Source organism: Mesorhizobium sp. P3_A2, assembly GCF_056403115.1.
In genome coordinates, this window is the sequence record NZ_JBFUGC010000005.1 from 261,894 (window position 1) to 283,048 (window position 21,155).

20 protein-coding genes, 1 tRNA gene and 1 pseudogene are annotated in these 21,155 nt (G+C 61.3%); 11 read left to right on the forward strand and 11 right to left on the reverse strand.

All coding sequences use genetic code 11. The features are described from left to right. The first annotated feature begins 34 nt into the window (after nucleotides 1–34). Nucleotides 35–1,129, forward strand: a complete 1,095-nt coding sequence (locus AC1DXM_RS14110; protein ID WP_477233598.1) for an Acg family FMN-binding oxidoreductase — start codon at nucleotides 35–37, stop codon at nucleotides 1,127–1,129. A gap of 93 nt (nucleotides 1,130–1,222) precedes the next feature. Here the strand turns inward: AC1DXM_RS14110 and AC1DXM_RS14115 are convergent. The 6 genes and pseudogenes from AC1DXM_RS14115 to AC1DXM_RS14140 all read right to left on the reverse strand — a co-directional run. Continuing rightward, nucleotides 1,223–1,564, reverse strand: a pseudogene (locus AC1DXM_RS14115) (DoxX family protein); the annotation flags it as partial. A gap of 222 nt (nucleotides 1,565–1,786) precedes the next feature. Further along, nucleotides 1,787–2,263: a DoxX family protein gene (locus AC1DXM_RS14120; protein ID WP_477233599.1), complete on the reverse strand. Its 477-nt coding sequence runs from the start codon at nucleotides 2,261–2,263 to the stop codon at nucleotides 1,787–1,789. An 11-nt stretch (nucleotides 2,264–2,274) separates the two neighbouring features. Beyond that, the gene (locus AC1DXM_RS14125) at nucleotides 2,275–3,060 is read right to left on the reverse strand and encodes an HvfC/BufC family peptide modification chaperone (protein ID WP_477233600.1); all 786 of its coding nucleotides are present in this window, start codon (nucleotides 3,058–3,060) and stop codon (nucleotides 2,275–2,277) included. Then, complete coding sequence (gene bufB, locus AC1DXM_RS14130; protein WP_477233601.1) at nucleotides 3,047–4,075, reverse strand: MNIO family bufferin maturase; 1,029 nt, start codon at nucleotides 4,073–4,075, stop codon at nucleotides 3,047–3,049. The genes AC1DXM_RS14125 and bufB overlap by 14 nt, the downstream gene beginning before the upstream one ends. A gap of 45 nt (nucleotides 4,076–4,120) precedes the next feature. Continuing rightward, the gene (locus AC1DXM_RS14135) at nucleotides 4,121–4,390 is read right to left on the reverse strand and encodes a BufA1 family periplasmic bufferin-type metallophore (protein WP_192247663.1); all 270 of its coding nucleotides are present in this window, start codon (nucleotides 4,388–4,390) and stop codon (nucleotides 4,121–4,123) included. A gap of 231 nt (nucleotides 4,391–4,621) precedes the next feature. Beyond that, nucleotides 4,622–5,464: a patatin-like phospholipase family protein gene (locus AC1DXM_RS14140; RefSeq protein WP_477233602.1), complete on the reverse strand. Its 843-nt coding sequence runs from the start codon at nucleotides 5,462–5,464 to the stop codon at nucleotides 4,622–4,624. Nucleotides 5,465–5,505: 41 nt separating this feature from the next. Between AC1DXM_RS14140 and AC1DXM_RS14145 the strand changes: the two genes are divergently transcribed. The 5 genes from AC1DXM_RS14145 (at nucleotide 5,506) to AC1DXM_RS14165 (ending at nucleotide 9,539) form a co-directional block, all read left to right on the forward strand. Beyond that, complete coding sequence (locus AC1DXM_RS14145; RefSeq protein WP_477233603.1) at nucleotides 5,506–5,958, forward strand: hypothetical protein; 453 nt, start codon at nucleotides 5,506–5,508, stop codon at nucleotides 5,956–5,958. A 187-nt stretch (nucleotides 5,959–6,145) separates the two neighbouring features. After that, nucleotides 6,146–7,060 carry a LysR family transcriptional regulator gene (locus AC1DXM_RS14150; protein ID WP_477233604.1) on the forward strand — a complete coding sequence of 305 codons (915 nt, stop codon included), beginning with the start codon at nucleotides 6,146–6,148 and terminating at the stop codon, nucleotides 7,058–7,060. Between the two features lie 194 nt (nucleotides 7,061–7,254). Continuing rightward, nucleotides 7,255–7,737 (forward strand): cupin domain-containing protein, encoded by a 483-nt coding sequence (locus AC1DXM_RS14155; protein ID WP_477233605.1) that lies wholly within the window; start codon nucleotides 7,255–7,257, stop codon nucleotides 7,735–7,737. Nucleotides 7,738–7,829: 92 nt separating this feature from the next. Beyond that, the gene (locus AC1DXM_RS14160) at nucleotides 7,830–9,032 is read left to right on the forward strand and encodes an MFS transporter (protein WP_192247655.1); all 1,203 of its coding nucleotides are present in this window, start codon (nucleotides 7,830–7,832) and stop codon (nucleotides 9,030–9,032) included. Between the two features lie 42 nt (nucleotides 9,033–9,074). Then, on the forward strand, nucleotides 9,075–9,539 hold the full coding sequence (locus AC1DXM_RS14165; protein ID WP_192247652.1) for a DUF302 domain-containing protein: 465 nt from the start codon (nucleotides 9,075–9,077) through the stop codon (nucleotides 9,537–9,539). A gap of 63 nt (nucleotides 9,540–9,602) precedes the next feature. Here AC1DXM_RS14165 and AC1DXM_RS14170 read toward each other — a convergent pair whose 3' ends face one another. Continuing rightward, complete coding sequence (locus AC1DXM_RS14170) at nucleotides 9,603–10,589, reverse strand: LysR family transcriptional regulator (RefSeq protein WP_477233606.1); 987 nt, start codon at nucleotides 10,587–10,589, stop codon at nucleotides 9,603–9,605. 202 nt (nucleotides 10,590–10,791) lie between these two features. On the opposite strand from AC1DXM_RS14170, the gene AC1DXM_RS14175 reads away from it, so the two are divergent. From AC1DXM_RS14175 to AC1DXM_RS14190, 4 genes are all read left to right on the forward strand, one after another. Then, nucleotides 10,792–11,574, forward strand: a complete 783-nt coding sequence (locus AC1DXM_RS14175) for a 3-hydroxybutyrate dehydrogenase (protein WP_477233607.1) — start codon at nucleotides 10,792–10,794, stop codon at nucleotides 11,572–11,574. A 26-nt stretch (nucleotides 11,575–11,600) separates the two neighbouring features. Continuing rightward, nucleotides 11,601–12,758: a patatin-like phospholipase family protein gene (locus AC1DXM_RS14180; protein WP_477233608.1), complete on the forward strand. Its 1,158-nt coding sequence runs from the start codon at nucleotides 11,601–11,603 to the stop codon at nucleotides 12,756–12,758. Nucleotides 12,759–12,800: 42 nt separating this feature from the next. Beyond that, complete coding sequence (locus AC1DXM_RS14185) at nucleotides 12,801–14,195, forward strand: NAD(P)/FAD-dependent oxidoreductase (RefSeq protein ID WP_477233609.1); 1,395 nt, start codon at nucleotides 12,801–12,803, stop codon at nucleotides 14,193–14,195. A gap of 284 nt (nucleotides 14,196–14,479) precedes the next feature. Further along, nucleotides 14,480–15,184, forward strand: a complete 705-nt coding sequence (locus tag AC1DXM_RS14190; RefSeq protein ID WP_477233610.1) for a peroxiredoxin-like family protein — start codon at nucleotides 14,480–14,482, stop codon at nucleotides 15,182–15,184. On the opposite strand, the gene AC1DXM_RS14195 is transcribed toward AC1DXM_RS14190, so the two are convergent. Together AC1DXM_RS14195 and AC1DXM_RS14200 are read right to left on the reverse strand one after the other, a co-directional pair. Next, nucleotides 15,168–16,073 carry a LysR family transcriptional regulator gene (locus AC1DXM_RS14195; protein ID WP_477233611.1) on the reverse strand — a complete coding sequence of 302 codons (906 nt, stop codon included), beginning with the start codon at nucleotides 16,071–16,073 and terminating at the stop codon, nucleotides 15,168–15,170. The genes AC1DXM_RS14190 and AC1DXM_RS14195 overlap by 17 nt on opposite strands. A 751-nt stretch (nucleotides 16,074–16,824) precedes the next feature. Further along, a tRNA-Thr gene (locus AC1DXM_RS14200) sits at nucleotides 16,825–16,900 on the reverse strand. 352 nt (nucleotides 16,901–17,252) lie between these two features. Between AC1DXM_RS14200 and AC1DXM_RS14205 the strand changes: the two genes are divergently transcribed. Then, the gene (locus AC1DXM_RS14205) at nucleotides 17,253–18,446 is read left to right on the forward strand and encodes a hypothetical protein (RefSeq protein WP_477233612.1); all 1,194 of its coding nucleotides are present in this window, start codon (nucleotides 17,253–17,255) and stop codon (nucleotides 18,444–18,446) included. A 10-nt stretch (nucleotides 18,447–18,456) separates the two neighbouring features. On the opposite strand, the gene AC1DXM_RS14210 is transcribed toward AC1DXM_RS14205, so the two are convergent. Next, nucleotides 18,457–20,052: a cisplatin damage response ATP-dependent DNA ligase gene (locus AC1DXM_RS14210; RefSeq protein ID WP_477233613.1), complete on the reverse strand. Its 1,596-nt coding sequence runs from the start codon at nucleotides 20,050–20,052 to the stop codon at nucleotides 18,457–18,459. Next, on the reverse strand, nucleotides 20,053–21,063 hold the full coding sequence (locus AC1DXM_RS14215; RefSeq protein WP_477233614.1) for a ligase-associated DNA damage response exonuclease: 1,011 nt from the start codon (nucleotides 21,061–21,063) through the stop codon (nucleotides 20,053–20,055). Nucleotides 21,064–21,155 lie beyond the last annotated feature (92 nt).

The window sequence follows — 21,155 nt, forward strand, 5'->3', positions numbered from 1 at the left end:
ACCGAACCCAACCCGTTTCTTTAGGTCTTGATCGATGAACAGGCGGCAAGTGCTGATCGGTGCGGGTGCATTGACGGCAGGCGCCGTTGGCGCGGCGGCATTCAGTTTCTCGCGCACCGGCTCGATGGCCGACTACGCCGCCGCGGCCTCCGCGATGCGGGCGACGCTCTCCGAACGTCCGGAACTCAAAGACCTCGTTCGCTACGCCACATTGGCTGCGAACGGCCACAATACCCAGCCCTGGCGCTTTCACTTTGCCGATGGCCGCATTGCGATCCTTCCGGATTTCGCGCGGCGCACGCCCATGGTGGATCCCGATGACCACCATCTTTTCGTCAGCCTCGGCTGCGCCGCCGAGAACCTCGCGCTCGCCGCCGCTGCGCGCGGCCGCGGCGGCGAATTGCGGTTCGATCCGGCCGGTAACGGCTTCGTGGCCTTCGAGCTTGGCGCCGGGCCGGCGGAACGTTCCACCCTCTTCGAGGCGATCCCTACGCGCCAGTCGACGCGCGCCGATTATGACGGACGGCCGGTCGCCGTCGACGACCTGGAGGTCCTGGCCGCGGCGGCACGCATTCCCCGAGTCGATCTGATTCTGACGACCGATCGGCGGCAGATTGAGCGCGTGCTCGAGTTCGTCATCGCGGGCAACAGCGCGCAGATGGACGATCCCGCCTTCGTGCGCGAGCTGAAGGATTGGCTTCGCTTCAATCCCCGCCAGGCGCTCGAAGCCGGCGACGGCCTCTTCAGCGCGGCGAGCGGCAATCCGACCGCGCCTACTTGGCTCGGCGGTCTGATGTTCGATCTGCTCTTCCGTGCTGGCGCAGAGAATGACAAATACGCCCGGCAGCTGCGCTCCTCCGCTGGGGTTGCGATCTTCGTGTCGGAGCGCGACGACAAGGATCACTGGGTCCGCGCAGGACGCGCCTGCCAGCGCTTCGCCCTGCAGGCAACAACGCTCGGCCTCAAGCACGCCTTCATCAACCAGCCCGTCGAAGTCACGGCCCTGCGGACACAGCTCGCAAGCCTTCTGGGGATGCCCGGGGGTAGGCCTGACATCGTGATGCGCTTCGGCTACGGACCCACCTTGCCGTTCTCGCCGCGCCGGCCGGTGGAAGCGGTCCTGTCGTGACGTCACGCCAAACATGGGCACGGCCGGATAGGCGATATTCGCGAAGCGGGAGTGCCAGATTCCCGATGCGCCGCTAAATTCCGCAACACTGACGAGCGGAATGAACGCGCCCGCCAGCACAGCACCGCCGCTGACAAGTTCAACCAGCGTTGTCAACCATGCTAGCGCTTGAGGCTCTGGGACTCCCAGTGTCTGAAGCACGACGCCAAAGCTTCCCGGCCCTCTGCTGAGTTTGGCATAGCCATGAGCAAGGAAGCCAAAGCCCACGATCAACCTTATCGGTAACGGCGCCCATCCGCTGGCAGAACTTGAAGGGTAGAGTGACGTTTTTGAGAGAAGTCGACTGAAAGACGTGCTGGCGAACTTTCTTTTGGATCCGGTGCGCGAGAGCTCAACATCGTCCGAAGAGGTGAGAGAACTTGCATGAATCCGTATTCGCCGCGCGGCGAGTGCCCGTTACGGTCTCACAGCAACGTGACCGCTGCCGGAATTCTTGGCCATGGCAAGACCGAAGACCGCCACGTCAACCCTTGAGGTGCACCTAGCTCAGGCGGGAACGGCGGCCTGCGACGCTGTGTCCAGTGGGTTGGACTTCATTCGGCTTTCAAAGCATGGGTGAGGATGCACGTCAGGTCAGCCTCCCCGGGGCTGAAATGTTCAGGTTTTGGAGGCCAAAGAGATTCGATCGGCTACATAGTCGAGTGAGAAAACCCCGGCACCACGCGTAAGCACCAGCAACAGCAGCGAGGCCCACAGCAGGTGTTCCGCCCAGTTCTCCGGAAAAACAAAGATCTGGATCACCGAAACGACACCGAGCAGCATCAGCGCGCCGAGACGCGAGAACAGCCCCAGAAAAAGCAGCACCGCCCCGGTGATCTCTGCCGTTGTCGCCAGCGGCGCCGCGATCGACGGATCGATGATTGGTAGATTGTATTCGCTGGCGAACAGCTGCAGCGTCACCGGCCAGGACGCCAGCTTCGATTGTGCGGACTGCCAGAAGACATGCGCAATCGCCACGCGAGCTGCGAGCTGGACCAGCGAAAATGGGATGCGCTCCGGCAACTTGATCACTCGTCGGTAAAGACCAACAAGGCCGGCAGGGCGAGGAGGGGAATATTCCGGTATCGCAGTCATGATCGTTTCCTTCAGTTTGAGAGAGGGTGCACCGGGACGCGCACGTCGGTGACGAGCCTGTCGCGGAACAGACGCACAAGCGCTGAAACCAGGTCGAAGGCCGGGTCGAGCGCCAAGGCGCGGCCAGTGGCATGCTCAAGGCCGAAGCCGTGCTTCAGCGAATGCCAGAAGGCGAAGGTCGCGCGGTCGAGCAGAAAAAGCCGCACGTAGTTCCCCGATCGCCACAGCGCCACCCGTTCGGGGCGCCTTGTCCAGGTGATTTTTTCATCGACCGCAGTCTCCCGCTGATGCTCCATCCATACCGATAGGATCGACCAGTGGGAGACGATCAGTCGCAGTGAGGGCTGGAGCAGGATATCCGGCGACAGCCTAAGGTCGGTGCTGTCGTATTCTGCGAGACTGCGGGCCGGCAGCGAAGCCGTATCGAGTGCTTCGGCAATGGCCCATTCGAGCCGAGCCGTCTCGGCAACGATCGGCACGTCGGACAGGGTGTCGATGGTCTTCAGGAAGCGAGGGAAGCCAGCGCCATAACGCGCCAGGCGTGACTCCGCCGGCGGATGCCGTCGAATGAACTCGCTCGCCATAAAGCGGAAGAAACGTTCGTCGACGAGACGAGCCGTAACGGGGAAGACCGCCATCAGCACAGCAGTCAACGAACTGCGCGTATTGTTCTGGTAGATGCGCAGGCGAGCCAGTGGGTCGGCCTTGCCGGCGGTCAGCATTCTCGCGTCGATCAGAGGCTCTATGGCCAGCACCGAGCGCGTAACGATGGTTTGCAGGTGTTCAAGCGGCAGCATCATATCCTCCCTCGATTGTCGGCAAGGCCATGTGCATGGCCGGTTTGGCTCTGGCAGCGGCAAATGCCGCAAGCACAGGCATGCTGGTCTGAGAGCTTTCGAAAGCCGGTAGCGTGGGCGCCGGCGGGGCCATAGTCGTGGCGATGTGCCGCGCGGCTTGCTTGCGGTTGAACATGACCGAAGCGGTGAGCATGTCGGCCCACATGGCTTCACCAAGCAGAACGTCGAGAACCGGCACATCGGTATCCCATTCGATCAGCGTAGGGCGCGGTCCAAGACTGGTGATGGCATGCTGGTAGAGGTGCCAGACAACTGGCGGCACGCGAGAGCCATGATCGTCGATCAGCACGGTGTCGCCGCCGACCTGATTGGTCGCGTGGCCGGCAAGGTGGATTTCACCGATGGCATCGGCGGGCAAAGCGTCGATGAAGGTCTTGGCATCGTATTGAAGATTGTGCGCCGAAACCTGGACATTGTTGACGTCCAGAAGCAGGCCGCAGCCCGTTTGCGCCACCAGCTCGGCCAGAAATTCAGCTTCATTCATGGAGGAGTCCGCAAACGCGACATAGGCGGACAGGTTCTCGATCAGCACACGCCGCTTCAGCGTATCCTGGATGGTCGCTACATTGCGCGCCACGATCGCCAGCGCCTCTTCGTCATAGCGAAGGGGCAGCAGGTCATTGAGATAGGCTCCGTCGGCAACGCTCCAGGCAAGATGCTCCGAAACAAGATCAGGCTGGAACCGCTCGCAGACCTTGCGCAGCCTTTCCAGATGACTGCGGTCCACGCCTTGTGCGCTGCCCAAAGACAGGCCGACGCCGTGCACCGACAGCGGATATATTTGGCGCAGCCGTTCAAGCGCCTCGACGGCGGCGCCGTCGCCCATATAGTTCTCGGCATGCACTTCGAGCCAGCCAGCGGAGGGTCTGCGGGTCAGCATCTCGCTGATGTGAGGAGAGCGCAGACCGATGCCAGCGGATGCCGGGATCGTGAGGGGCTGAAATGCACGGGACATCGGTCTGCTCCCTTCCAAAGGGGGTTGGCTTGAAGTCTGGGTCGGTCAGGCTTTCGGCTTGTCGCTGCCGCCGGTGATCTTGGCGCAGCTGCCGGCCGGCACGTAGAGCCAGGAGTCCGGCTGGTTGTCGGCGGTCGAGGTGCCGGCGCATGAATGCGTCGCAGTCTGGCAGTCGTTCTGGCCGGCCTTGACGACGCCATAGCACTTCTCGAACGAGAAGCTGGGCTTAGCGGCGGGGCCGCTATATGCTGCAGTTGCAGCAAGCGAGGTGGCGGCCGCGAGGGCCGATCCGATGAGGGTCTTGGTGTTGATCACGGTCGTTTCTCCTGATTGCGTTTCGAGGGAAGACTGACCTGGCGGCCTGTCTGCAAACAGTGTCGTCGAACGTGCGATGAAGCTGAAATGCTGTCTCGGCATGGATTTGATACGCGGTCACTATGTTGAGGAGGATAGCGAGCAAAAGCCCTCCGGCGGGGAACCGGAGGGCTTTGGCGCCTGCACTTCGTGAGCGGAGCGAAGCGGGCGCGGCTAGGCGGAGGGAGGCGCCTAGACGTATCGATTTTTGTTGTCGACGACCGAGCTTTCGCTCAAGGTTGGATGGTCGGCGAGAAGCCAGTCCTCGGCTCGCTGGCGACCGCGGTCACGCATGTCGGTCAATTCGCCCCAGTCGATCCAAGGCCTGGTAAACAAGGCAGCGCTTGTTCTGTGATGGCTGTCGAAGAGGACAGATCCAGAGTTCACGGCATTTGCGGCGAGGCGGTAAGCCGCACAAGGCGTCATGCACCCGGAGGGTTTGCCGCTGACAATGAGCCAATGCCCAGCCTCGATCGGCTGCACTGCTGGCAAGGCCGAAAAATCGCCTTCGCCCCAATACGTATCGCCATCGATTTCCACGGGCGGGAATAGAAATGGGACTGTCGCTCCCGCCAGGATAGCGTCGATCGACAACTGGTCGCCGGAGAAAATCGTCACGGTGTCGGTGCGGGCATTTGAAGTCAGGATGTTGAGCTTCAACTGGCAGCTGTTTTTGTGCAACTCGGCAATGTCGATCGACTGTTCCAGGATTGATTTCAATGGATTGGCTGTCGCGGCCACAGACATCGATGCGTGGCTGACGCGCCGCCAGAAATTGGTAAGCGCCGTCCTTGCCCCACGCCTGCCGCCCAAAGCCAGTCCGTAGGCAAGAACCGCCGCTTCCATGCTCCCGAAACCGGATGCGGTGATGCTGCGGAAGGAAAGACGAGGTTCATCCAGCAAGCGATCGAGCACGCCCCAGACAAATGCGCCGTGTGCATCGCTTGCCAGGGTAATGTCGATCAGCTGGCGGTCTTCCGTCGCGGGTCTCGCACCGGCAATGAAGGCTTGGTCGGTTGCGGCCTGGATTTGCATCTTTTGAGTCTCCTCCCGAAGAACGCCCGGCAAGGCGTTTGATGGAGACACTGCCGCATGATCCTCCATTGGCGAAATGCCAAGGTGGCATGAACTCCATAGGCAGATTGCATTGGCTGCAATCCCTTGCGCGGCGCAAGGTTTTGCCAGCCAGGCGACGATCTTGCTTGGCGCGACGACGGTCGCTGGCAAGCCTTCAGCACAAGGAAGAGCGTGTCATGAGAATACGAACTGTCTGTGTGGGGTGTTCGCCTTCAGTCTTTTGGCCAGACGCGCATCCTGCCGATGCCTTCAGCGACCTGGCGTCGCTGCCATCATTCTATAGCGATGCCGGAATGAAAACGATGAAGCCTATGGCCGGTTTCAAGAAGGCCTGGCTGGCTGTGCCTCGGAAGGATCAGGGCACGATGATGAAGATGTGCAATGACGCAGCCATAAGCAAGCCGCACGCTGCGTTCTGCGCCAATGTATTGGCGCTTGGCGGCGCCAATTGAGCTGCTCCGCCATCCAATTTGAAGGTGGTAGCTGCTGCGCAACACAATTTGTCCGTAGCGAGCGCTGTCACGGCGCCATGACAGACCGCTATCGACTTTATAGCCGCAGTGCATTGGCGCCAAAGCGCGCCTTACGGCAGTCTCCGAAGCACGAACAGCCACGTCTGCAATTCGGGGACAAATCGGCATGGACATTCACCACATCCGCTACTTCCTGGCCGTGTGCGAGACGCGAAACTTCACGCGCGCAGGTGAAAAGTGCAACGTCACTCAGCCGGCGCTATCCCGCGCCATTCAGCAACTTGAGGAGGAGGTCGGAGGGCTACTGTTTCGCCGCGAACGAAGCTTGACCCACCTGACCGACCTAGGTGTGCTGCTTCGCCCACGTTTCCAGCAGATCCTCGACGAACTGACTGGAGTGCGGCAGGAGGCATCAAGGTTCCTGTGCCTGGAAAACGCCAACCTTAAGGTCGGCGTCATGTGTACGATCGGCCCCCGTCGCTTCACCGGCCTGCTGACCGACTTTAACCGGCGTCAGCAGGGCATCCAGCTGCAACTGGTTGAGGGCGTCCCGGCATCACTCTCCCAACTTCTAGAGTCCGGCGAGATCGATGTCGCCATAATGGCGTCAAGCGACAGCTTTCCGGACCGCTTCGACGTCACACCGCTTTATCGCGAGCGCTTTGTCCTCGCCTTTCCAAACGGCCATCGGCTGGCCCGCAATGACAACGTGGCAATCTCCGAACTCGATGGTGAAAATTATCTCAGGCGGCTCAATTGCGAGTATCGCGATCATCTCGCGGGCCTGTGCAACGACCGTGGCGTAAAGCTCAGGATCTCCTATGCGAGCGAGCGCGAGGACTGGATTCAGAACATGGTTTCCGGGGGGCTGGGAATCTGCTTCATCCCGGAATTCAGTGCCGTCATCCCGGGCTTGCAGATCAGGCCGGTGATCGATCCTGAAGTTTGGCGGGAGGTTTCCCTGGTCGTGGTGGCGGGGCGACGCTTCTCGCCTGCTGCATCGGCTTTCGTAAACAGCGTCAAGGCGCATGGCTGGCCTGAGAGCGCAATCGTCCAGGCCATCCAAAAGACCGCTGCCTGAAGCAAATCAAAGAATTAAGGGGTCGCACGTGGCGGTTTGCCGCGTGTGCCCCACATGCATTTGCGATGGTCCACGATAGTTTTCAGGTATCGATTTCAGAGCCAGTCAGCATTTCTCTTTTCGGATCGCTCCCGTCACTCTCCTCGTCATGCCCCGCCTCCCGCGTTTGGGCACCGACAAAGGAGAAATACAAGATGGCTACCAAAAAACTCACCCTTTCGTTTGTGGCAGGTCTGCTTTCGGCAACCGCTACTTTTTCCTCTGCTCCAGCCTTCGCCGGCGACTGCCCCGCCGGCCAGGCCGCAACGACCGATACCCAGGAACATCCCAGCAAGCCGGTCGGCGTGACCGACACCGTTCTTTCGGCGATCGATCTCAGCCCGAAGGGCGAAGCCTGGAAGGGCAACATGCTGCGTCTGCGCAAGCTCGTCGTTCAGCCGGGCGGCGTGGTGCCGTGGCATGAGCACACGGTTCGTCCCGCTAACATTATCGTCGTCGAGGGCTCGATCACTGAATACGCCAGCACCTGCAAGGTCGGGATCGAACATCCGGCCGGCGACGTGACAGCCGAATTCGGCCAGCTCGCCCATTGGTGGAAGAATAATGGCAAGGTGCCCGCGGTGCTCTATTCCGCCGACGTCCTTCCGCCCGCGATGCCCGACGACCACATGATGTGATCCGAACGTTTCGGCGGACAGTTCCCACACTCAGCAACCGAATGCGCGTCCTCAGGTAATCGCCTGGGGACGTCCGGCCACGGAGCCTCGTCATGACAACCAGTGAACAGACAGAAATGACGCCGCTGCACAACGTGGCCGCAGATAGTTGGCGCTTTGGCCTTGTTGCGCTGATCGCATTTCTTACGCTTGTCGATCTGTTCGCCACCCAGGCAATACTGCCGTCACTGGTGATAAAATTCGGCGTCAGCCGTGCAACTATGGGGTTCGCCGTCAACGCCAGCACGTTCGGCATGGCGGTGGCAGGTATCGCTGTTGCCCTCTTCGGGCGCGGCATCGATCGCCGCAACGGCATCTGGATCAGCCTGGCCATATTGGCGATCCCGACAACACTGCTTTCGCAGACCGACAGCATAGTCGTCTTTGCCCTCCTGCGCGTTGCGCAAGGCCTCTGCATGTCGACCGCGTTCACGCTGACGATGGCCTACCTGGCCGAACATTTCTCCGCACGGCAGACGACCAGTGCGCTCGCCGCCTATGTAACGGGCAATGTCGCCAGCAATTTCTTCGGACGACTGATGTCGGCCGCCGTCGCCGACACATTCGGCATCTCCACCAACTTTCTGACCTTCGCGGCTCTCAATTTGTCTGGCGCGGCGCTTGTCTGGTTCACGCTACAAAAGACTTCGGCAGCGATGCGCGTCGATACGGTCGGTCAATCTGCCCGCGCATCCTGGAAAGGCCCTCTGGAGAATGCCGAACTACGTGCTTGTTTCGCGATCGGCTTCCTGATCCTTTTCGTCTTCATAGGCACCTTCACCTATGTGAATTTCCAGCTTGTCGCCCCGCCGCTGTCGCTGTCACCGATGGCACTCGGACTGATCTATTTCGTCTTCCTGCCATCGATGCTGACCACGCCACTCGCCGGACGTGTCACGGCCGGTCTCGGCCCGAGGATTGGTATCGGTGCAACGCTTGCGATGGCAATCGTTGGGCTGCTGCTGTTGCTCACAACCAGCCTGCCGATCGTCCTTGCAGGGATGGCGCTGATCGCCATGGGAACCTTCCTGGCGCAAGCGATAGCTACGGGGCACGTCAGCCGGACCGCCTCGCGCGATCGCACCGCCGCGAGCGGCATCTACTTGGCCTCCTACTATGGGGGCGGGCTCGCTGGCAGCTTCGTCATCGGACAGATTTACGACCGGATCGGGTGGACCGCATGCGTGGCCGTGCTCGCCGCCTTCCTTGCCGGCGCCATCGCGGTGGCGCGCGTGCTGCAACCTCCAAAGACGTGACACCCAAGACCGAAAAATGACCATTCAACAAAGGAGACTGACATGACCAACTACCTCAAGACCATGATTGCTGGAGCCGCCCTACTGATAGTTGCCGCCATCCCAGCCGCCGCTTCTGATGGCGTTGTCACGGTGAAGAGCGACTATTCCGTCACTGAAACCATCGCCCGCATCAAGAAAGATGTCCTCAAGAAAGGCATCAAGTTCTTCGGCGTCATCGACCAGGCAAAGCTGGGCAACAATGCCGGCAACGAAGTCAGGCCGTCGCGACTGGTGATGTTCGGCAACCCGGCCCTCGGGACAACCTTCATCACATCCAATCCCGAAGCCGGTCTCGACTGGCCGGTGCGCGTGCTGGTCTATCAGACTGCGGATGGCGCGGTTTACGCCGCCTATAGCGACTTCGACTGGATCGCCAAGCGTCATGGCATCACGGATCGCGCCCCGCAGTTCAAGATGGCAACCGAGGTCATCCAGTCGGTGACCTCGACAATCAGGAAGAACTGAGCGTGGACATGTGCCGGAGATCCATCACTCTGGCATGGGAAAGAACGTGTTTGCGCGCAGAGGCTATTCAGCGGCGGACAACGCCTTTGCACGCTCGCCGAACCACTTCTTCTGCGTGGCCTCGCGCACGAGTGCGCCAACCGCCGGCGAATGCCTGCGGCCGCGCACCGTGACGAGATTGACCTCGCGCCAGAATTCCGGATCGGTGATCGGCAACGGCACCACTCCGGGGTGCTTGGCGGTATGCTCAGGCATGAATCCGAAACCAAGCCCGGCGGCGATCATTGCGAGTGTCCAATCGTCACGATCGCTCCAGTAAACGGGACTGACGGTGACGCCCTGCGAGGCAAGAATGGCATCGGCATAACCGGCAAATTCACAATTGTTGCGGTGGATGTAGGTCTCATTGCTCATATCCGTCACCCGCACGCTGCGCTGGTTGGCCAGGCGATGGTTCAGATGAACGGCCATCACCATCTGCTCCTGAAACAGCGGCAAGGAATGAACCTCCTCATCGGGCACGTTTGACGGCAACGCGTAAATTGCTGCCTCGAGATCTCCCCCGAGCAGTCGTTTGCGCAAGCTCGGTGCATCGGCATCGCAAAGATGAAGCTCCACGCCCGGATGGTGCGTGCGCACGGACGAAATGAGCTCGATGATTTCATCCGGAGCAATCGTGCTCATGATGCCGACCCGGAGAGGCGTCTTCTTGAGGTGCACATATTGCTCGGCGATCTGCTTGGCCTGCCGGGAGTTTTCGAAAACGCCTTCGAGATAGGTCTCGACCATGCGACCGAGTTCCGTCAGATGAGTGAAGCGTCGCTCACGGTGAAAAAGCGCGCCGCCGAACTCGTCTTCGAGCAGCTTGATTGCGCGCGACAGTGCCGGCTGCGTAACGTTGCACAGCTCGGCCGCCCTGGTGAAATTCAGTTCCTTGGCGACGGCCAAGAAATACCTGACCTGGCTGATCTCCACTGCACGCTCCCCCAGCGGCTGGCACACGGCACGACCCGCGTTGCCCGGTGATCTTACTAGTTGCCCCAACGTCAAACAACCCGATCAGGCGATTCATGTCCCAGACGACAGATCGACGATGTGACCGTGGGCTATCGAAACCATGTCTCAACGGCATTTCCGCCGCCTCCAGCTGCCCGCCATACTTGGCCCAGAAGTCGAGACTGGGCTCCAAGGCCCGTCGCTCGCAGCCGTTTACAGGCCATTTCGGCCCCGGCTTCAACCGAAGGAAACAACGATGCTCAGAGGAAAGACGGCACTGATCACAGGTTCGACCAGCGGCATCGGCCAAGGCATTGCCGAAGCCTTCGCCGCGAAGGGCTGCAACATCGTTCTGAACGGCTTCGGCGATCTCGGTGAGATCGAGTTGCTGAGAGCAAAGCTTGCCGCGGACCATGGTGTGACTGTTCGCTACGACGGCGCGGACATGAGCAAGGGCAGCGCGATCACCGCGATGATGGACAAGGCAATCGCCGAGTTCGGCGCAATAGACATCCTCGTCAACAATGCCGGCATCCAGCATGTCGCGCCGATCGATGACTTTCCGATCGAAAAATTCGAGGCGGTCGTGGCGATCGATCTGATGTCGTCGTTTTACACGATCCGGCGCGCGCTGCAGGCCATGAAAGACCGTAAATGGGGTCGCATCATCAATGTTGCATCTGCCCACGCGCTCGTCGCTTCGCCGTATAAATCCGCTTATGTCGCTGCCAAGCACGGGGTCGCCGGTCTGACCAAGACGGTCGCGCTTGAAGTCGCTGAGCAAGGCATCACCGTCAATGCTGTCTGCCCAGGATACGTCCTCACTCCATTGGTCGAAAAGCAGATTCCCGACACAGCCAAGGCGCGCGGGATCACGGAAGAACAGGTGATCAAGGACGTGCTCCTGGCAGCCCAGCCAACCAAACAGTTCGTGACTGTCGCCCAGGTCGCGGCTCTCTGCCTGTTCCTGGCCTCGAACGATGCGGCTTCGATCACCGGCGCGATCATGCCGATCGAAGGCGGCTGGACTGCCCATTGAATCCGGCAACGAGGAGCTGAACAACCATGAACAAGATCACCAGAAATCCTTCGGCGTCAGAACCTCTGCAAGCGGCCGCGAGTGTGGCCGGTGGTTCGGTCCAGCGGCAGACTGTGCTGGTCCTGCAGGGCGGCGGCGCGCTGGGCGCGTATCAGGCCGGCGTCTACCAGGCGATGGTCGAAGGCGGTATCGAGCCGGACTGGGTGATTGGCACCTCGATCGGCGCGATCAACGCCGCGCTCATTGCCGGGAACGAACCACAAGACCGCCTGCCAAGACTGCGCGAATTCTGGGATGGCGTCGGTCGCAGCAGTCCGCTCGACGAGTTCTTCCGGATGATGGTTCCAAGCAACATTTTTGCCAATATGGGCACGGTGATACATGGCATACCGGGATTCTTCGAGCCCAACCCAAGCGCCATGTTCGGGGTCAATCGCGAAGTGGGTGTGGAGAATGCATCCTACTACACCACCGATCCGCTGAAGCGGACGCTAAACAACCTTATCGACTTCGACTGCCTCAACCGCCGTTACACGCGGCTGACAGTCGGCGCTGTCAACGTCAACACCAGCGAACTCAAATATTTCGATAGCAGCCTGATGCCGTTGTCGGTGGCCCATATCATGGCGTCGGGCGCCTTGCCGCCGGCTTTCCCGGCAGTCTGCATCGACGGCGAGCCCTACTGGGATGGCGGCATCTATTCGAACACGCCCATCGAGGTCGTGCTGGACGAGCGCCCGCGGCGCGACGCGCTGATCTTTGCCGTCAACATGTGGCAACCGCGCGCCACTGAACCGAAATCGATCTGGCAGGTCATGGGCCGGCAGAAGGATCTTCAATACGCCAGCCGCGGACGTAGCCACGTCGCCCGCCAGGAGCAACTGCATCGTTTGCGCCACGTCGTGCGCGAAATGGGAAAGTTGGTCCCTGAAGAGCTGCGCGAGGATCCAATGTTCAAGGAGCTTGCGGCCTACGGCTGTCCGTCGGTCATGCATCTTGTGCGGCTGCTGTCACCGCGCCTCGACGGAGAGGACCACACCAAGGATATCGACTTTACCCGCGCAGGCATTCGCACCCGCTGGGAGGCCGGATACGAGCACGGGCAACGCGTCCTCTTGGAGAAGCCGTGGGAATGCGAAGTCGACCTGCTCCAGGGCATCGTTATTCACGAATCGCAAGTGTGAGTTGTTCCAGCGGCGAGCCCGAGGAAAAGACGGAGACTACCGATGCAGATCATCACTCCTGGGATGCGGCTGGTTCCGGAAGCCGTGCTCGCCAACGACGCCGCGCTTTTCCGCACGATACCGGAGACGCCATCCCACGCCGACAGTTCACGGCATCGCGTAGTCATCGTCGGCGGAGGTGCCGGTGGACTCGAGTTGGCAACACGGCTCGGCAGGAAATTCGGCAAGCGGCGGCTTTCCATAACGCTCGTCGATCGCAATCGCACACATGTCTGGAAGCCACTTCTGCACGAGGTGGCGTCCGGTGCGTTGAATCCGTCGAGCGATGCGGTGGAATACATCGCACATGCCAGCAGGCACCACTATCGCTACCGGATCGGCGAAGTCGTCGGCATTGACCGCGCCAAGCGCCAGGTTTTTGTGGCGCCGAGCTTCGACGACGACGGCCGACGGATCATCCCGCCGCGGGTGTTGGGCTACGACACGCTGGTGCTGGCCGTGGGCAGCGTCAGCAACGATTTCGGGACGCCGGGGGCGGCGCGTCACGCCATCGCGCTCGACACGACCGGTCAGGCCTCCCGTTTCAACAAGCGCATGATCGACGCCTGCCTGCGTGCGAACGCCCAATACGAGAAGCTTTCACCAGGCCAACTCCATTGCGTCATCGTTGGCGCCGGGGCCACCGGCGTTGAACTGGCCGCCGAGTTGCATAAGTCGATGCGAGAAATCGCCTCGCACAATCTCGACAACATCGATTTCGAAAGGCTGATCCGCATCACCATCGTCGAGGCAGGACCGCGCATCCTGCCGGCTTTGCCGGAACACCTTGCGCGCTCTTCCGCGCGCCGGCTTGTTGATCTCGGCGTCCAGATCCGATGCGGCATAAAGGTCACCGAAGTGACAGAAGACGGTATCAGGCTTGGCGAGAAGCTGTTCGTGCCAGCTGAACTCGTCGTATGGTCCGCGGGGATAAAGGCGCCGGATTTTCTGAAGCAACTCGATGGCCTCGATACGGATCGCATCAACCGCCTGGTCGTGGATGAGACGCTGCGGGCCATGGGAGACGAAAACGTGTTTGCGATCGGCGACTGCGCGAGTTGTGTGTTGCCCGGCAGCGAAGATCCCTTGCCGCCGCGCGCCCAGACGGCCCATCAGCAAGCCGATCATATGGTCAAGGTGATTGCGGCACGCCTCGAAGGGCAGGCGGCGCCGGCGTTCCGTTACCGCGACTACGGTTCCCTCGTTTCACTGGCCGACTACGGCACTTTCGGCAGCCTGATCGGCGGACTGAAGGTCGAGGGTCTGCTTGCCCGGTTGATGTATCGCTCGCTCTACAAGATGCACCTCAACGCGGTGCACGGGACCTTCAAGACCATGCGGGATACGATCGTGGGAATCCTGTCGCACCGCACCAAACCGCGGGTCAAATTGCATTGAATCTCGGTGGGCCGGGACGGTGGAAAAATGTGATGTCGCGATCCTCGGTGGCGGTGGTGCAGGGATGGCTGTGACAGTAGCCACACGCGATGCCTGGCTGCCGCTTTCAGACTTCCGCTTCGGAAGTCAGGAAATCTGATGTAACGATTCGAGCCGCAATACCGAACAGAAGATGAACCCGCATAGCTTCGATGCACGCAGGGCATCGACTCCATGCAAGAAAAGCATGGCCGTGCTCGTGGGGCTTCAATGTTAGGCTGCATGGAAATTGCGAAAGTGCAGAAATGGCCGCCGATGACCAGCCAATGACATTTGAACAGTCCGTCCAGGCTGCCATCGAACTCGATGCACCTCTCAACCAGAGGCTGGCGGTGATCGCGAGCGCAGTGCGCCGACTGAACTCGGAGTTCGCTGACGCGGTTGACCGGCTGGTGGCGCGCCTCAGGGAACAGGGAGCTGGTGCAAGTGCTCCCGCCCCCGGCGATGTTATGCCCGCATTCCTGCTGCCTGATGACGAGGGCAGGCTCGTGAGCCTATCTGAAATCCTTAGCCACGGGCCGGCCGTCATTACCTTTCAGCGCGGACATTGGTGTCCCTATTGCCGCTTGAATGCGATCGGCATCGTCGAAGCCCAACTGGAGATTACGACGCTGCGCGGCCAGGTCGTGGTCATCATGCCGGAGCGGCGCAAATTCGCAAAGGCAATGAAGGCCTCGGTTGGTGCTCAGTTTCCTTTCCTGACGGACATGGACAATGGCTACGCTTTGTCCCTCAACCTGGCGATCTGGGTGGGAGCCGAGATGGAGCGGTTGATGGGCCTCGGCCTCGATCTGCCGAACTATCAGGGCAACAGCAGCTGGTTCCTGCCGATCCCTGCTACTTTCGTCGTTGGAACTGATGGCATCATCACAGATCGGTTCGTCGATCCCGACTATCGTCGGCGGATGGACATCGACGACTTGATCGCGGCGCTCAGGCGGGCTCGCTGACGCCAAATGTCGACCAGTCGGTTGATCGCAGGAGGTTGAGGAGCGTCACGGCCACCTGCGAGCGATGTCGGCCCGCGACTGCGTAGACGGCGACGATCCGAGAAACATCCAGATCACGCAGCTTGAGTCTGCGGACGTTGGGCGAGCGGGGTGCGGTCATCGAGACAAAGCCAACGCCTGCATTGGCTTCCAGCAGCGCCAGCAAATCCTGGTCGGTTTCAACCTCATGTGTGGTGCGAGGCGTAATTCCTTTGGCCGAGAGACCGCGCGACAGATCTTCGCTCGTTTCCCAGTCGATCCGACTGAGCACGGGTTCTGCGGCTAACTGGCTCAGCGCTACATCCGCTTCGTTTCGGCGGGCAAGAGGGTGATCGGAGTTCACGACGAGCTCGATCCCCTCCTGGAAAAGCGGCCACGTGTCGAGCCGATCCCAAGCCTGTCCCAGCGGACCGGCAACCGCCAGTTCGACATTGCCGCTCTTGAGGGCTTCGATGACAGCGGTCGGGGAACCGCGACTGATCTTGAGATGCACCCCAGGGTAGGCTCGGAAAAGCTCGGTGAAGGGAGAGACCAGCAGCGCTATGTTGACGCTGTTGGAAATGGTTACGTTGAGTGGGGCGACGTCACTGCTTTGCACGGCCTTTGCGAGAGATTTTGCGGAGGTGGCAGCATCGTAACATTGTTGCAGCAGGGGCAGCATGCGCCGGCCGAGCTCGGTCAGATGGGAATGCTGGCGCTCGCGACGAAGCAACTCACCGCCCAACTCGTCTTCGAGGGTCTTGATTGCGCGAGTCAGAGCCGGCTGCGTGACATTGCACTCTTCCGCTGCTCTGGTAAAATTTAGCGTGTTGGACAGGGCCAGAAAATAGCGGACCTGCTGCATCTCCATGAATTTTCGCCCCCTCAGCGAAATGGTCTATCAGCGTTGGTGCATATTCGAAGATTAGCGCAATAAATCGCTTTCAGCAAAGTGCCTGCACCATGGCCCCCGGCGGCAAGAGTCATATCGAACCGAGCGATTTGCCCAGCAATCGGCGAAGTCCCTGACCCGCTTGCTTGGCTGGCGCTGCCGTGACGCCCGGCCGATGACCGGTTTGTGCTTAACCGGCGAATTGTAATCGCTTTGCGCAGATCAATCATCAACGCAGAATAGGGAGCAGTTGGTGAAAGCCCAACTTCAAAGACCGAGTCGACCGTTCGATCGGCAAGACACATTGTCGAAGCGGATTGAGACAAAGTGCCTACCGATGCTAGCAATCATTTTTTTGCGCTGAGTTTTTCGCTTCAGCGACACGCTTCGCCTCTGTAAACGCCCCTGAGGTTGAGGCCGGAACCGCCATCTCAGCGGTATGATTCCTGCGATCTCCATCCCGCTCCATCGTTTTCCACGTGGCCGATAATAGACGGATATTAGATGAATTTTTCGGGGGCACACCTAAGTGCTTGATTTTGCTGGTACGCCCAAGTGCATCGAACCCCTGTTACCGCCGTGAAAGCGTGGCCGCCCGAAAGAATTGGATTCATCGCTGATCGTCTGCGTGAGTTTGCGGCAGTTTGGTGCCATCATGGTGCCACGGATAGCCGCGCAGCCGTGGAACTAGGGTCACAAAGCACTAGTCGGCTGCTTTTGTTGAAGTTTCTGGTGCCGCTTAGGTGACTCGAACACCTGACCCCATCATTACGAATGATGTGCTCTACCAACTGAGCTAAAGCGGCCCGGGAAGCGCAGGGCTTCCAAGATCGGCTGGGTGATAGACTCAACCGGCCGCTAATTCAAGATGGGCAACCGCGATTTCAAGGCGGCATCCGGCAAATCGTCCCGGCATTTTCCGTTTGCGCTGGAAGGAGCCACGTCTCGTTTCGTTTTTCGATCGCATGGGAATATCTCGGCGGTCTGCGCGTAAATTGTCCGGGAGGTGGCGAAACAGGCTGATTTTATTGTTAAAAACCCTGGAAATTGGCTTTCAACGCCCCGCCGAGGCAGAATGCGGACGCTCGCCCGTTGATTGATTGGTCGCCTGCGGCTAACGATCATGGCAATGTGAGCGAACGGACAGGGGAAATTCGCTTGGACGCGATCGAAAAAGCGATCCGCAACGCCTTCGAGAAAGGCAATGCCGAGGACCGGGCGTTTCGCGAGAGGGTCTATCGATCGGCCTTCGCGGCGCTCGACCGCGTCCTTCAGGCCAATCCCGGCGTGACGGTGGAAGCCGCCATCAAGCGCCGCAAGGCGGTGCAGGAAAAGATCACCGAGATCGAATCGGAATTCCTGCCGGCGGTCCCCGATGTCGCCGCGCAGACGCAAGACGCTGCGCAGACGCAAGGCGCCGCTCAGGCCCAAGATACTGCGGAGACGCAAGGCGCCGCCGAAGCGCCTGCGGTCGATGCCCCGACAGGCGTCGCGGCCGGCCCGTCGCCGGCGATCGTCGTTGATGGGCCGGTTCAGCCCGATGCATCCGACGCGCCGCGCTCGCGCGTGCTGCCGGTCGTCCCCGACATCATGCCCGATGCCGCGTTGCCCGGCGCCCCGGCGATCGACATGGCCGATTCCGCGCCGGCCGAGACCGCGACGGAAGTGGCGCCTGACCGCGACGAAAGGCGGATAAGAGGCCGCCGCCTGCCGCTGACGGCGATCTTCTTTGGCGTCACTTTGCTCGCCGCCGCAGGCATCGGCCTCTATTTCGCCGTCCAGACCGGCGTCTTCAAGACGCCGGCGCAGCTCGACACGGCCCCGCCCGAGGCGCCGCCGACGGTCGACGATGACGATTTCACGCCGCCCGCCGATACAAACGCGCCGCAGCAGCCTGGCGCGGCCGAACAGGCGCGTGACTGGATCAACGTGTTTACACCCACCGATCCGACTCATGTGGCGACGCCCTCCGACGCCAAGGCCGATGTCGTGCAGGACGATACCGGCTCCTTCCTGCGCATCCGCTCCGGCGCGTCCGGCTCGGCTATCAGCTTCGATGTCGGGCAAGGCGTGCTGGAGAAGCTTGCCGGCAAACATGCCGTCTTCGACATCATCGCCCGCGCCGAGGACGGCAAGGACACGCAGATCTCCGTCGACTGCAATTTCGGCGATCTCGGCGACTGCGGTCGCAAGCGCTATGCCGTCGGACAGCAGCGCAACGAATATCTGTTCGACGTGAAGTTCCCCGACAAGCCCCCGGGCGCGGCCGGCAGCATCGCCATCAACTCCGATTTCGACAAGCAGGGCAAGGCGGTCGATATCTACGAGATCCGCGTCTCGATCGAGCCGTAAACTACGCCTATCAATCCAACAGTGCCTGCAACGTCTCGATGCGGTCGGCTTCGGCCGTCGGCTTGTCCCAGCGCAGCCGCGAAATACGGGGAAAGCGCATCGCGACGCCGGATTTGTGTCGGGTCGATCGGTTGAGACCTTCGAACGCCACCTCCAGCACCAGCCCCTGCTTGCGGTCGGCGCGCACCGAGCGTACCGGGCCGAAACGCTCGACCGTGTTGTCGCGGACATATTTGTCGATCTGCTTCAGCTCCTCGTCGGTGAAACCGAAATAGGCCTTGCCGACCGGCACCAGTTCTTCCGCGCCTTCCGGCCCCGACCAGACGCCGAACGTATAGTCGGAATAGAAGCTGGAGCGCTTGCCGTGGCCGCGCTGCGCATACATCAGCACCGCATCGACCGTGTGCGGATCGCGCTTCCATTTGAACCACGGGCCTTTCGGCCGTCCCGCGAGATAGGGCGAATCCCAGCGCTTCAGCATGACGCCTTCGATGATCGGGTGCGGCGGTGCCCGGCGCAGTTCCTCCAGCGACGGCCAATCTGAAAATTCGACGAAGGGCGAAAGATCGAAGCGCTGCGGGTCGAGCGTTTTGATGAAGGTTTCAAGCCGCTTCCGCCGATCGGCGAAAGGCAGCGCGCGCAGATCCTCGCCATCGATCTGCAGCGCATCGTAGCAGCGCATGAAGGCCGGATACTGTTGCTGTATTCTCGGCGTCACGCTCTTGCGGTTCAGCCGCTGCTGCAGGTCCGAAAACGTACCGGTCGCCGAGGGATCGCCGACCAGCAATTCGCCGTCGAGCGCGGCGGAAAAATTCATTGCTTCGGCGAGATCCGGAAAGGCGCCGGATACATCGTCGCCGGTGCGCGAATAGAGCCGGCGCACGCCGCCCTCACACACTGCCTGGACGCGGATGCCGTCCCATTTCCATTCGGCGGCATAGTCGGCCGGATCGAGCTTTTCGAGATCGCCGTCGCCGACCGGGTTCGACAGCATCACCGGGCTGAACAGGGCGAGCGCCGTCCGCTGCGGCTTTCCGGCTTTGCCTTCCAGCCAGGCGAACAACGAGATGTAAGGCGGTGTCAGCCCGTGCCACAGCTCCTCGATCTCGGCGACATCGACATTGCCGAAATCGGCCAGCGCCTGTTTGGCCAGCCGCGCCGAAACGCCGATGCGCAGGCCGCCGGTGACCAGCTTGATGATGGCAAAGCGCGCCGAAATGCCGGCGCTGTCGAGCAGCCCGGCCAGCACCTTGGGCCCGTCGGAGCGGCTTGCCGCCTGCAGTTTCGCCACGACATCGCCAAGCGTCGGCTGTCGGTTCGGAATATGCCCCGGCGTTTGCGGCCAGACCAGTGAGACCGTTTCGGCGAGGTCGCCGACGTAGTCGTAGGAATAGCCGAACAGCACCGGGTCCATGCGCTCGGTGACCAGCGTGCGCAGCATGGCCGGCTTGACCGCCGCAATGTTGAGGTCGCCGGTAATCGCCGCCAGCGCCAGGCCGCGGTCGGGATCCTCGACGCTGCGGAAATAGTCGACCAGCAGCGTCAGCTTGCCGTTGCGCGACGGCGTCAGCACCAGGCGGTCGAGAAGTTCGGCGAAGCGGTTCAACTAATCGCCCTCGTCCTCATAGCCGACCAGATGCAGCGGCCGCGCGGCGATGCCTTCCAGCTCACACCAGCGCACCAGCGCTTCCTCGCGGCCATGCGTCACCCAGATTTCGCCGGCGCCCGTCTCCTTGATGGTGGCGATCAGCTCGTCCCAGTCGGCATGGTCGGAGATGATGAGCGGCAGTTCGACGCCGCCTTGCTTGGCGCGCTGGCGGATACGCATCCAGCCGGAGGCAAAGCACGAGATCGGGTCGGGAAAGCGCCGTGCCCAGCGGTCGGCAAAGGCCGATGGCGGGCCGACGACGATGGCGCCGGTGAAATCCTGCTTGCCGCCGCTGTCCACCGTTGCCGGCTCCAGCGTGCCCAAGTCGATGCCCTGGCTCTGATAATACTCGCTGAGCTTGGCCAGCGCGCCGTGGATATAGATCGGCCTGTCATAGCCGGCATCGCGCAGCAGCCGCATCACCCGCTGCGCCTTGCCCAGCGCATAGGCGCCAACCAGATGCGAGCGCTCGGGAAACTGCGCCGACGATTTGAGGAGACGAGCGATCTCTTCCGTGTCGGGCGGATGGCGAAACACCGGCAGGCCGAAAGTCGCTTCGGTGATGAACACGTCGCATTTCACCGGCTCGAAGGGAGCGCAGGTCGCATCCTTCTGACGCTTGTAATCGCCGGAGGCGACGATGCGCCTGCCCTTGTGCTCGACCGCGATCTGCGCCGAGCCCAGCACATGGCCGGCCGGATGAAAGGTGACGCTGACGTCGTTCAGCGCAATCGCCGCGCCGAGCGTCGCCACCTGCGTCGTCCCGGCAAAGTCCTCGCCATAGCGCAGCCCCATAATGTCGAGCGTTTGTTGCGTGGCCAGCACCGAGCGGTGGCCGGAGCGGGCATGGTCGGAATGGCCGTGGGTGATCAAGGCCCGGTTGACCGGCCGCACCGGGTCGATGAAGAAATCGCCGGGCGGGCAATAGAGGCCTTCAGGCCGGGGATGAAGCAGGTCACTCGCACGCATCCCGTCAAGATAGTGGCTAATTCCGGTGCGGGAAGCCTGTTGCAAGAGACTGCTGACTCGTCCTACAGCCAGCCACCGGCCGCATCAGCCGG